The sequence below is a fragment of the Pseudovibrio sp. W74 genome (genome assembly GCF_001623085.1).
GTDB lineage: Bacteria > Pseudomonadota > Alphaproteobacteria > Rhizobiales > Stappiaceae > Pseudovibrio.
Genome location: NZ_LMCJ01000003.1, coordinates 43384 through 55754, shown reverse-complemented (window position 1 = coordinate 55754; position 12371 = coordinate 43384). Strand labels below are relative to the sequence as shown.

Here is a 12371-nt window from a genome sequence, read left to right as displayed (position 1 = left end):
TTGCCCTGCACCTTTTTGTGCGGGGCTTTTTTTATTCGATTTATTGCGGAGTGGTTGAAGTGAGTGATGCTGTTTGGACGGCACGTCAAAGCGGTTGGGTTCCCAAGGCGGATGATGCGCGGACACCTTATGACGTGGATTATGCCCGCATCGTTCATTCTCATGCCTTTCGCCGCCTGCAGGGGAAAACCCAGATCCTCAATCTGGGTGATAGCGACTTTTATCGCACGCGCCTGACACATACGCTGGAAGTGGCGCAGATTGCTTCAGGCATTACCCGGCAGTTCCGGGCGTTCTTCAAGGATCATCCGGCTTTCGACTACATTCCTGAGGAAAGCCTCGTAAAAACAATTAGTTATTGCCATGATATTGGCCACCCGCCATTCGGGCATGGGGGTGAAGTGGCGCTAAATTACTGCATGCGCGAGGCTGGTGGCTATGAAGGCAATGGCCAGACCCTGCGCATTGTTTCAAAGCTGGAGAAGATGTCGGAGAAGCATGGGGCTGATCTAACGCGGCGGGCATTGCTTGGCATGATGAAGTATCCGGTGGCGTTCTCAAAGGTCCATAATCCTGAGTTATCCCCGCGGCTTAACCCCAACACCTCGACTGTGAGCCTGATTGACCGGAAGCGCTCTGCTCCGCCCAAGTGTTTTATGGATGGGGAACAAGAGATCGTCGACTGGGTGCTGGAACCACTCTCTGAGCGGGATCGCTCACTGTTCTGCAGCTTTACACGTAAGGACGGTAAGCACGGGAAATCTCGTTTTAAATCATGGGATTGCTCCATCATGGATCTGGCTGATGACATTGCCTATGGGGTCCATGATTTTGAAGATGCAATTGCTTTGGGGCTGGTTCGGGAAGAGCAGTTCCGGGAGGATATCTCTGCAGACGTTTGCGCGGCATTTTTGGATGATCTGATTGAGAGCAATCCGGAGAAGTATTCTGGCAATGCCTATGAACAGATGATTGCAGGGCTATTCGGCAATGCTAATCGGCGAAAGCAGTTCATCGGAAAGCTCGTTCACTTCTTCATTGTGGCTGTTCAGATCATGGCGCAGGAGGCTTTCAGCGAACCTCTTTTGAAGTACAAGGCTGTTCTGCCGGAGGGGCATGCCCAGGTGCTGGATGCGCTGAAAGGCTTTGTGTTTGAACGGGTTATTCAGGCACCGAATGTTCAACATCTTGAGTTCAAAGGGCAGACTATGGTGGTGGCTGTCTTTGAGACGCTCATGAGCGAGCCCAAGGCGTTCTTACCGGAAGATGTTTATGCTGACTTCGTTGAGACTGAAGACGGTTCACGGATCGTCTGTGATTACGTTGCCAGCATGACCGACATGATGCTCCTAAAAACCTACGACCGATTGTTCAGCCCACGTATGGGCTCGATCTTCGACCGCGTTTAGTTAAGGTTCTCATTCAATATCAATGAGTTAAAGAAAAACGCTGCCAGTGATTTTCTGGCAGCGTTTTTTTGTGCGTTGGTTTGCGTTCTTTACGCTTTTCCTGAGCTGTTGTGTCATTCAGCAGTCATGTTCATTCACACTGCCAGCCACAACTTTTTATCTGAGCGAATTCTTGTCGCTTGATTGAATCCAATCAAGCGGAACGCACCTTAGTCTTCGAACACTTTGTTCGCGTCTAGCTCATAATCCTTGGAGCAGAAGTCGCACTTGATGTGGACGGTTCCTTCCGCTTTCATCTCGGTTTTGTCTACCTCAGAAAAGTTCTGCATCATGGCAGTGATCTTTTCTTCAGAACAGGTGCATTTATCTGCCATCTCCTGCGGGGAGAAGACGGATGCACCACGTTCGTGGAACAAGCGGTACAGAAGACCTTCGACAGTCAAGCTTGGATCGATGAGCTCGTCATCTTTTACGGTCTCGACCAGCGAGCGCGCTTCAACCCAGGCATCGTCTTCGTCAATCTCGTGTGCTTCGTGCCCTTCTGGCGCATCGCCCGGATGGATGTCAGCCTGCTTGAGGCGATCCAGAGACTGAGGCAGGAACTGAACCATGATGCCGCCGGCAGCCCAGGAATGATCAGCGCCACCCTCTTCGGCTTTGGTCAGCACTTCAGCCACGCCAAGGCGGACGAATGTCGGGATCTGCTCTGACTTTTGGAAGTACTCGTGAGCAGCCTCTTCCAAGGTGGTGCCGTTCAGGACCACGATACCCTGATAGCGACTGGTGTGTGCGCCCTGATCAATGGTGAAGGCCAGATGGCCTTTGCCGAGCAGGTGGTCTGGTTTGAAACCATCTTTGGCTGCAACTTCGGCGACCTTGTCTTCGCTGAACTGCGCCATAGCACGCAGCCCGTCAGGCGCGTTGAAATCAACAACGAGCGTGGAGACTGCACCGTCAGTCTGGGCTTGCAAGGTCAGGCGACCTTCGAATTTGAGGGTACTGCCAAGCATGGCTGTCAGGACAATTGCCTCTGACAGCAGCTTGTTGACTGGCGCAGGGTACTTGTGCCGCGTCAGCATAGAGTTCAGCACCGGCCCCATATTGATAACCCGACCGCGAACGTCCAATGCTTCAACAGCAAAAGGAACAACAGCGTCAACGCCAGCGGCGGTCGGTTGAGCAGGTGTATTTGTCATTTTACTTTTTTATCCTTCAGGCAAAGCACCCATGCACCACGCCATAATGCCTTTTTGGGCGTGGAGTCGGTTTTCTGCCTCGTCGAATACCACAGAATGCGGGCCGTCGATTACCTCATTTGTCACTTCTTCCCCACGATGCGCAGGCAGGCAGTGCATAAACAAAGATGAATCGTTGGCTTCGCTCATCAGGCGTTCATTGACCTGATAAGGGGCCAGCAGGTTATGACGCGTTTGTGCTTCGTCATCTCCCATGGACACCCAGCAATCGGTGATAACACAATCACTGTTTTTCACAGCAGCAAACGGGTCGTCTGTCACGGCGAGTTCAGCACCGGATGTATAGGCCTTTTCGATCCATTCAAGAGGTACTGTCAGTTCATTTGGTGCGGCGACGTTAATTTTGAAGTCAAACTTTGCTGCCGCTTCGATCCAAGAGTAAAGAACGTTGTTGCTATCGCCCACCCAGGAAACGGTTCTACCCTTAATGCTTCCGCGGTGTTCTTCGAATGTCATGATGTCGGCCATGATCTGACAAGGATGCGAAACCTTGGTCAGGCCGTTGATGACCGGAACGGTAGCGTACTCTGCCAGTTCTCTCACGGCATCATGGTCCAGCATACGGATCATGATCATGTCCACGAAGCGGGACAGCACGCGGGCGGTATCTGGAATAGACTCGCCGCGACCAAGCTGCATCTCAGCGCCAGTCAACATCAGAGTTTCGCCGCCAAGTTCCCGCATGCCCACATCAAAGGAGATGCGGGTTCTGGTGGATGGCTGCTCAAAGACCATGGCGAGCACTTTGCCTGCCAATGGCCCCTGCCCGCGATGAACGCCATTGCGGGTGGCTTTGATCTGATTGGAGACCTGCATAATCTGGCGAAGGTCATCACCGGAAAAATCGCTGATATCGAGAAAGTGCTGTGGTTTTGTCATAGTGGTCATTTGGCAGTCTCGGCAGTTTTCAGCTCGGTTTCCACATCCGCAGCAGCGGCTTCGATTTTTTGGACGAGCATGTCAATTTCTTCAGCGGTAATGATCATTGGCGGCATAATACGGAGCACGTTGTCTCCGGCACCAACTGGCAGCAGGCCGTTGTTGCGCATGTGTGCCAGAACTTGTGTGTTCGGCACTTTGCATTTCAAGCCAAGCATCAGGCCTTCACCGCGCACCAGCTCAAACACATCACTGTGCTGATCAACAGCGCAGGCCAGCTTCTGCTTCAGCTGCAAGCCTTTTTCCTGCACAGCTTCCAGAAAACCCGGTTCCAGAACCGTTTCCAGAACAGCATTCCCAACAGCCATCGCCAGCGGGTTGCCGCCGAAGGTGGTGCCGTGAACGCCAGGAACCATGCCACTGGCCGCTTCATTGGTTGCGAGGAACGCTCCCATTGGGAAACCGCCGCCGATGCCTTTTGCAATCGCCATCAGATCCGGTGCAACGCCTGCCCACTCATGGGCAAAGAGTTTGCCGGTTCTGCCAACGCCTGTCTGGATCTCATCGTAGATCAGCAACAAGTCATTCTCATCACAGATCTGGCGCAGACCTTTCAGGAAGGCCGGGTCCATGGTGCGGATACCACCTTCACCCTGAACCGGCTCCAGCATGATGGCAGCAGTTTCCGGTCCAACCATCTTTTTAACCGCGTCCAGATCACCAGCGGGCACCTGATCGAACCCTTCTGGCGCGGGGCCAAAGCCTTCGAGGTACTTTTGCTGGCCACCAGCGGCGAGCGCTGCCATGGTTCTGCCGTGGAACGCGTTTTCAAAGGTGATAATGCGGTTCTTTTCCAGATTGCCCTTGGCAAAGTGATAGCGCCGTGCGGCCTTCATGGCCCCTTCGGTTGCTTCCGTCCCGGAGTTGGTGAAGAACACAACATCAGCAAAGGTGTTGTCTGTCAGCAGCTTTGCAAGCTTCTCACCCTCTGGAATTGTATAGAGATTGGTGACGTGCCACAGCTTTTCAGCCTGAGACTTCAGCGCCTCAACGAGCTTTGGGTGTGCATGACCCAAGCCGGAGACGGCAATACCCGAGGCACAATCCATGTATCGTCGACCATCAGCCGCAATCAGCCAGACACCTTCCCCACGCTCGAACGCGAGGTCTGAGCGTGCATAAGTCTGCATTAGCGACGAAGTCGTCATTTCTTACTCCTCATGGATTGAGCTTTCTCGATATGCTCAAAAGTCCTGGTTGCTACAAAAACAAAAAAACGCCGTGTGGCGTTTTAAAACTAAGAGAAGCGACATATAAACCGCGTTCCCTCAGGGCAGTCAATAACACGTATTGCCAGCAATACCTTACTCCCGTTCAGGAATTGGCTGCCAGCCTTGTGTCTCTCCCTCTGGTGCAGCTTAAACAGGCTACTACCGGAAGAAGCATGTATTGTGGCATTTTTAGAGGATAGAGTAGAGATTAAATCCCATGCTCTATGACCAGTTTTTTTCCACGGTTCTTAAGGTTTATTCAATACACCTCTAGCGTGTACTACGGCATATGAGAGAGGAATGCGCTTAGTTCTTGTGTTATGCAATTTGTAGTTTACTAGTGTTTTTTACTAGTTGTTTTTCAGTGGTAAATATATGTATTAAATATCAACGGGGTAACGCTATCAGCTCTTACTTTGTGTTGGAAAGAATGCGGTGGAACTTGGTTTAACAAACAGCTCCTATTCTTTAGATTGATAATCTTCTCCCACCACAAGAAGGCTGTTATAGGTAAGTAGTAGTACGGCAATTCTGGGGAAAACCAGAGTCTTCCCCACCTCAATTCTTTGAGGTTATTGCTCGTATCAACGCCCATATAGTACTGTGTGATAAGAGTTATACACCATCTCGTAGTTACTGAACGCTGCAAGCACACACGCTCAGGTAAGCGGCACTTTCGGATGCGTCCGAACTGAGCGAATGCTGTTTTGCGCGCCACTGAAGGAAGACGGGGCCCTTTAATGAGCTGGACAGCAGAACGTGTAGAGTTACTAACCAAACTTTGGGCAGACGGGTTAAGCGCCAGTCAAATCGCGGGGGAACTTGGCAATGTAACCCGTAATGCGGTGATTGGTAAGGTTCATCGCCTTGGTCTTTCAGGTCGCGCCAAATCGGGAGGTGGTGCAACCAAAACGAGAAAGGCACCTGCCCCAGCGGCAAGGGTCGTCACCTCAACCAAACCAACAGTGGCTGAAGCGATTGCAGCTGTTGCGCCTTCCCCAAGTCCCCGACAAATTCAGCCAACGATAGCCGGTGCCAACGCCCTTAAAGTTGAACCGATTGAAGCTATCCAACCAGAAATTTCTCCAGTCCCAACCTCCGATCTCTTTATTCCGGTTTCAGAGCGCGCCTCCATCCTGACATTGAATGAGCGCACCTGTAAGTGGCCGATTGGTGATCCGAGTTCTGATGACTTCTATTTCTGTGGGCGCCAGTCAGATGCAGGCACACCTTATTGTGCGCATCACCGCAGCATTGCCTATCAGCCCGTCAGCGACCGCCGCAACCGCCGCGCAAGCTAATCTGAGCTGAAAAGCAACGTATTGAGCCGGGTCCAAAGCCCGGCTTTTTGCTGTTTTTGGTGCCGTTCTGATCTGGCGCTTGTCGCTCTGGCCTGAGAACTAGTGTGTTTTAAAAGTTTGGCGGGTGACGGCGCCCCAGTATGGGTCCGTATAGTTTTCTTCCAAAAACTGACCTGAGGTGTAGGTGCTGATAACGGAACGCCAAAAGGCAATGGCCTGATCAGCGCCTTCAATCTGCTTTATCTGCCAGTTACCGGGCATTTGATCAAACAACGCAGCCGCAAAACGCTGTCCCAGTTTATCCCTGCGGAACACTGGCACCACATAAAACTCGCAGACTTCAAAGTCGTGATGATCTTGCCGCCTGATTGCAGCTAACCCGGCGGGGATATCATCATTTAGAGCCAGATAGCCGGTGATGTTGCCTTCAAGGAGCGTGTCTTTGCCAAACAAACCATCCGCGTTTGGATGTTTGTGTGTGAGAGGTGAGAACTCTGCCTCATAGGCCTGACAGAGATTGTCGTAGATATGAGCGGTCGCTCGATCAACCGTCTTGATTATCATTTGTTATCCGCATTGTTTTTGGTCTGCACCTCTGGAAGGGAGATGCAGTTTCACAATGCGCATATAGCAGAGATCAATTACCCAACAGCGAACTGGTCGTTGAAAGCGTATCCGGCGCCGCGAACGGTGCGGATCGGGTCTTTCATGCGGCCTTTGTTGATGGCTTTGCGCAGGCGGCCTACGTGGACGTCCACGGTGCGCTCATCTACGTAGACATCATGGCCCCAGACACCATCCAGCAGCTGTTCACGGGAGTAAACGCGGCCCGGTGCGCTCATGAGGAACTCCAGCAGGCGATATTCCGTGGGGCCGAGGTGGATTTCGCGACCTGTTCTGCGCACGCGGTGGGTTTCGCGGTCGAGCTCGATGTCGCCAGATTTGAGCATTGTGGAGACAACTTCTGGCAATGCACGGCGGAAGATCGCACGAACACGGGCCATAAGTTCCGGAACGGAGAACGGTTTAACGACGTAATCATCGGCCCCGGTTGCCAGACCGCGGATGCGCTCGGATTCTTCGCCGCGCGCTGTGAGCATGATAATCGGCATGCGCTCGGTTTCTGAGCGTGCCCGCAAACGACGGCAGAGCTCGATGCCAGAGAGGCCCGGAAGCATCCAATCCAGCAGCAGCAGGTCCGGCTGGCTTTCCTGCAGCAGGACTTCCGCCTCATCTCCTCTTGCGCACACGTCAACAGTGTAGCCCTCTGCTTCAAGGTTATAGCGCAGCAGCAGGCTTAGCGGTTCTTCGTCTTCTACAATCAGTATCTTAGGCATATTAAAGTGCTCTCTTTGCACCTTCTCTTATAAAGCAATTGCGTGTGTTCTGCTCGTTATAAGTGAACACACTCTACACGGTTGTGCTCTGCGCCAGCTCGTCCGTCTTTGGACGATCTGTTGGAAGGTGGCTTCCGGAGATCATGTAGTAGATGTTTTCTGCAATATTGGTTGCATGATCACCGATGCGCTCAATATTCTTTGCGCAGAACAACAAGTGCGCGCACATGGTGATGGAACGCGGGTCTTCCATCATGTAGGTGAGCAGCTGACGGAACAGGCTTGTATAAAGCGCATCCACTTCGTCATCGCGAACATGTACGCGCTGGACAACCTCAAGATCGCCAGAGGTGTAGGCATCCAGAACGGCTTTGAGCTGTTCAAGTGCCAGATCAGACATGTGCTCAACACCCACAGCGAGCTGCTTGTTGTTGAATTCAGATTCAATGGCCAGCGTCCGCTTGCCAATGTTCTTGGCCATGTCGCCGACGCGCTCCAGATCGTTGGAGATGCGCATGGCGGCGATGATGTCGCGCAGATCGCTTGCCATTGGCTGACGGCGTGCGATCACGGAGATGCACAGCTCTTCCAGCTCGGCCTGCATGTTGTCCAGGCGCTGGTCGGCGGCGATGGTGCGGGTTGCCAGTTCGCGGTCCTGTCTCAGCAGTGCTGTGACGGCGTCGTGAACCAGGGTTTCTGCCAGTCCGCCCATTTCAACGACACGTCCGGCCAGTTCTTTCAGCTCTTCATTGAAGGAAGAGACAATATGATCTTTCATCGGATATCTCCTTAGAGTACCGCTCTTTTATTTTTAACCAAAACGGCCTGTGATGTAATCCTGCGTGCGCTGGTCTTTGGGGTTGGTGAAGATGTCGTTGGTCAGCCCCTCTTCCACCAGATTACCCAGATGGAAGAACGCGGTGCGCTGGGACACACGTGCGGCCTGCTGCATGGAGTGGGTTACGATGACGATGGTGTAGTTCTGGCGCAGTTCGTCCATCAGCTCTTCCACTTTCGCGGTGGCAATCGGGTCGAGCGCAGAACACGGCTCATCCATCAGGATCACTTCCGGAGACACAGCGATTGCGCGCGCGATGCACAAGCGCTGCTGCTGACCACCGGAAAGGCCTGTGCCCGGCTCGTCCAGACGGTCTTTCACTTCTTCAAACAAACCTGCACGCTGCAGAGAACTTGCGACGATATCTTCCAGATCTGACTTGCCTTGTGCCAGACCGTGGATGCGTGGGCCGTAAGCCACGTTCTCAAAGATTGATTTTGGGAACGGGTTGGGCTTCTGGAACACCATGCCAACACGGGCCCGCAGTTCCACCACATCAATGCGCGGGTCGTAGACATCGTCGTTGTCGAGGAGAATGTCGCCTTGCACGCGGCAGATGTCGATGGTGTCGTTCATGCGGTTCAGACAGCGCAGGAAGGTGGACTTGCCGCAACCGGACGGGCCGATCAGCGCGGTCACCTGATTTTTGCGGACATCCAGATCGACACCATGAAGGGCCTGCTTGTCGCCGTAAAACACTTTTACATCGCGGCCACGCATCTTGAGTGTTTCGCCTTCAGCTGAAACGGCTGGAGGGGCGTTCATTGTTGTATCCATTGCACTCTCGGTGTCTGTGGTCATTTCCAATGCCATGATCTTGCCTTTCAAATCACCAGCGGCGCTCAAAACGTTTACGAAGGACGATTGCGATTGCATTCATCGAGATCAGGAAACCGAGCAGCACCATGATCGCGGCAGAGGTTTTCTGCTGGAAGGCAGGTTCCGGAAAGTCTGCCCACATGAAGATCTGCACTGGCAGCACAGTAGAGGGATCAACCGGACTTGCCGGGATGTCTACGATGAAGGCCACCATACCGATCATGAGAAGCGGTGCGGTCTCACCCAGGGCCTGCGCCATGCCGATGATGGTTCCGGTCAGGATGCCCGGCATTGCCAGTGGCAGCACATGATGGAACACAGCCTGCAAGCGGGACGCCCCGACGCCGAGCGCGGCTTCACGGATGCTTGGAGGCACGGCCTGAAGCGCTGCGCGGGAAGCGATGATGATGGTTGGCAGGGTCATGAGAGCCAGCACCATACCACCGACGACCGGCGCCGATCGCGGTAATCCAAAGACGTTGAGGAACACTGCCAGACCAAGCAGGCCAAACACAATGGACGGCACCGCAGCCAGATTGTTGATGTTCACCTCAATCAAGTGGGTCCAGCGGTTTTTGGGTGCGAACTCTTCCAGATAGATCGCAGCAGACACACCAATTGGGAACGAGAGGGACAGTGTGACGAGCATGGTCCAGAAGGAGCCAACGGCTGCACCCCAAATGCCTGCCATCTCCGGCTCACGGCTTGCTCCGGACTTGAAGAAGATAGAGTTCCACTCGTTTACGACAGTGCCTTTGGAGACCAGATACTCGGTGTAGGCGATCTCTTTATCTGAGAATTTGCGGAAAGTTTCTGGCGTTTCTAACTCTTCAATGCCCCACTGGCCAGCAGGCACGGCAGCATCCGTAGACAGCGGAATAAAGGCTGTTCCGGTGACGCTGGTTGGTGTTACCTTTTCTGCTTTAATGGTTCCGCCGTTCACCTCTACAAAGAAACTTGGCATGTTGGCGTTGAGCGTACCGCCCGTGCCAATGTTGGCAAGATGGCCCTGCAGAGTAACCAGTTCAGCTTTTTGCTTTTCCAGTGCGTTTATGATCTTGACCAGAGCGGCTTTATTGCCTTCAACCTCAGAGGTCAGGCGCTGTGCTACGAGAGGATCTTTCTCGTTGGCCAACCGGGTTTCCAAGCCTGCGATCTTGGTTTTCACGCTGATTTCTGATCGGCCACGCGCTTCGATCTTGCCTGTCAGCAGTTCGATTTCACGATCATAATAGGTCTTCAACGCCGCAAGGATCTGCTCAAACTCAGGCTTCTGCGCACTGATGGTCACCTGACCGTCCGTGCCGGAAACTGTTGCTGCGCTTGAGGTGGCGATCTCGGTTTTCTTTGTGATCAGACCTTTGACATAAAGGTCGGCAAAGTCGGAGAGCGGGATCGCAACCGGGCCAGTCCCACCCAGTATGGATGGATCAGCTATTGCTTGCTTTTGCAGCGTGACATTGGCACCGGAGGACACCAGAGAATAAAGCACACGGCGGTTTTTACGGTCGGAAGCGAATGGCAATTCTGCCTTCAGTCCGTCGCGAATGATCTTGTTGTAGCTTGCGCCAGCCGGATTGGCTGGATCGACCTTTTCTGCACTCAGATTGAGCGGCACGCTTACGTAGTTGTAAGTGAAGGCAGGCAAGCCTGAGCCGACAATTGTGAAGAGCAGCAGAACCAGAAATGTTGCGGCCAGTGCAATGGCACCCATGCCATAAGCCTTAAAGCGCGCTTCCATGCTGTAGCGCTTTTTCAGGCGCTTGCGAGCTTCGTCTGTCGTATGGACGCCGGAAGGAATGCCTTTGACACGCCCGCCAATGGCAGTACCGGCAGTGTCCTGAGCGATATCAATCATACTGTTCCCTATATTTCTTCACGACGCGCAGAGCGAAGATGTTCAGAGCAAGTGTGATGCAGAAGAGGAGAAGACCGAGTGCAAATGCTGCGAGTGTTTTCGCGCTGTCGAATTCCTGGTCACCGACCAGCAAGGTGACGATTTGCACGGTCACGGTTGTTACAGCTTCCAGCGGGTTTGCCGTTATGTTTGCGGCAAGCCCTGCAGCCATCACCACGATCATGGTTTCACCAATGGCGCGGGAGATGGCGAGGATGAGAGCGGACACGATGCCCGGAAGAGCGGCTGGCAGAACAACCCGGCGGATTGTTTCCGACTTGGTGGCACCAAGACCGGCAGAGCCATCGCGCAGTGACTGCGGCACCGCGTTGATCACGTCGTCAGAAAGGGAGGAGACGAACGGAATGATCATAATGCCCATGACAAGGCCAGCAGCCAGCGCAGATTCTGAACTGACTGACAGGCCGATGCTTTCGCCCCAGCCACGGATAAAGGGTGCCACAGTCAACGCCGCGAAGAAGCCGTAGACCACGGTTGGAATGCCAGCCAGAATTTCCAGAACCGGCTTTGCAATGGCACGCACTGGCGTGCTTGCATAATCGGAGAGGTAAATTGCTGAGAGCAGACCAACGGGCGCGGCTACGAAAATAGCAATTGCTGTGATCAGCATGGTGCCAACCAGAAGCGGGATTGCACCGAAGATTTCTGTATTGGCTTCGCCGTGCTCGGCCCCTGCTCCTTCAAAGGCGCTTTGCGGGCTCCAGTGAGTGCCGAAGACGAAATCCAGAATTGGGATCTGGCGGAAGAACATCAAGCTTTCGAAGATAAGCGAGAGAACGATGCCGATGGTTGTGAAGATCGCGACAGCGGAACACAGGATCAGCAATCCCATGACGGTGCGCTCTACAAAATGACGGGCTCGCATTGCCGGTGTGATGGTGCGATTGCCGTACCACAGACCACCAGCAACCAGGGCGATGATCAGCGTTGTTTTAAGAATGAATGATGTTTGCGCAAGTGAGCTGAACACTTCAGCCGCCTGCTCTTTGCCGGCATCAGAGAAGGCCACGATGCCGCCGAATGCGATGGCGCGTGCGTCCCGCAAGAATGCCTGAAGTTCTGCTTTCGACAGTCCTGCAACACTCTCGGCCTTTGCACTGATCACCATTGTATCAAGCAAGCGCGGCTCAACGATTGCCCATGCAATCAAAAGGACAAATGCTGGAAGAGCGGCCAGAATGGCCAGGTATCCACCATGGTAGCTTGGACGGGAATGCAGTGCAGAGAGCTGATGACCAGCAACCTGCATAGCCCGGAAACGCCCGTAGACATTAGCGGTTACGAAGACCAGTAGAAGAAGGGCAGCGTAAGTCCAGAACATTTGTTGTGTCGCCTTATCTGGC

Annotated in this window: 10 protein-coding genes and 2 pseudogenes; 2 read left to right on the top strand and 10 right to left on the bottom strand. The window is 53.5% G+C overall.

Translation table 11 applies throughout. From position 1 onward, the window contains the following. Positions 1-59: 59 nt before the first annotated feature. On the top strand, positions 60-1409 hold the full coding sequence (locus PsW74_RS02625) for an anti-phage deoxyguanosine triphosphatase (protein WP_063287445.1): 1350 nt from the start codon (positions 60-62) through the stop codon (positions 1407-1409). Positions 1410-1618: 209 nt separating this feature from the next. On the opposite strand, the gene PsW74_RS02620 is transcribed toward PsW74_RS02625, so the two are convergent. Genes PsW74_RS02620 through PsW74_RS02610 form a run of 3 tightly spaced genes read right to left on the bottom strand, consistent with a single transcriptional unit; the run spans position 1619 to position 4752 of the window. Continuing rightward, positions 1619-2605 carry an Hsp33 family molecular chaperone gene (locus PsW74_RS02620; protein ID WP_063287304.1) on the bottom strand — a complete coding sequence of 329 codons (987 nt, stop codon included), beginning with the start codon at positions 2603-2605 and terminating at the stop codon, positions 1619-1621. A 9-nt stretch (positions 2606-2614) separates the two neighbouring features. Then, positions 2615-3553 carry an ornithine carbamoyltransferase gene (argF, locus tag PsW74_RS02615; RefSeq protein ID WP_063287303.1) on the bottom strand — a complete coding sequence of 313 codons (939 nt, stop codon included), beginning with the start codon at positions 3551-3553 and terminating at the stop codon, positions 2615-2617. Continuing rightward, on the bottom strand, positions 3550-4752 hold the full coding sequence (locus PsW74_RS02610; protein ID WP_063287302.1) for an aspartate aminotransferase family protein: 1203 nt from the start codon (positions 4750-4752) through the stop codon (positions 3550-3552). Before PsW74_RS02610 ends, argF begins: the two co-directional genes overlap by 4 nt. 803 nt (positions 4753-5555) lie before the next feature. Between PsW74_RS02610 and PsW74_RS02605 the strand changes: the two genes are divergently transcribed. Next, positions 5556-6116 carry a GcrA family cell cycle regulator gene (locus tag PsW74_RS02605; protein WP_057464919.1) on the top strand — a complete coding sequence of 187 codons (561 nt, stop codon included), beginning with the start codon at positions 5556-5558 and terminating at the stop codon, positions 6114-6116. Positions 6117-6215: 99 nt separating this feature from the next. On the opposite strand, the gene PsW74_RS02600 is transcribed toward PsW74_RS02605, so the two are convergent. The 7 genes and pseudogenes from PsW74_RS02600 to pstC form a co-directional block, all read right to left on the bottom strand. Then, positions 6216-6680 carry a GNAT family N-acetyltransferase gene (locus PsW74_RS02600; RefSeq protein WP_063287301.1) on the bottom strand — a complete coding sequence of 155 codons (465 nt, stop codon included), beginning with the start codon at positions 6678-6680 and terminating at the stop codon, positions 6216-6218. Between the two features lie 77 nt (positions 6681-6757). Beyond that, positions 6758-7453 (bottom strand): phosphate regulon transcriptional regulator PhoB, encoded by a 696-nt coding sequence (gene phoB, locus PsW74_RS02595; protein WP_063287300.1) that lies wholly within the window; start codon positions 7451-7453, stop codon positions 6758-6760. A 73-nt stretch (positions 7454-7526) separates the two neighbouring features. Then, on the bottom strand, positions 7527-8231 hold the full coding sequence (gene phoU / locus PsW74_RS02590) for a phosphate signaling complex protein PhoU (protein ID WP_057464916.1): 705 nt from the start codon (positions 8229-8231) through the stop codon (positions 7527-7529). Positions 8232-8264: 33 nt separating this feature from the next. Beyond that, positions 8265-9068, bottom strand: coding sequence for a phosphate ABC transporter ATP-binding protein PstB (pstB, locus tag PsW74_RS02585; protein ID WP_063287444.1), 804 nt, complete (start codon positions 9066-9068; stop codon positions 8265-8267). 52 nt (positions 9069-9120) lie between these two features. Next, a pseudogene (gene pstA / locus PsW74_RS30180) lies at positions 9121-9939 on the bottom strand (phosphate ABC transporter permease PstA); the annotation flags it as partial. A 522-nt stretch (positions 9940-10461) separates the two neighbouring features. After that, positions 10462-10968 (bottom strand): annotated as a pseudogene (locus PsW74_RS30175) (DUF3333 domain-containing protein); the annotation flags it as partial. Beyond that, positions 10961-12349, bottom strand: coding sequence for a phosphate ABC transporter permease subunit PstC (gene pstC / locus PsW74_RS02575; protein ID WP_063287298.1), 1389 nt, complete (start codon positions 12347-12349; stop codon positions 10961-10963). The pseudogene PsW74_RS30175 and the gene pstC, both read right to left, overlap by 8 nt. Positions 12350-12371: the final 22 nt, after the last annotated feature.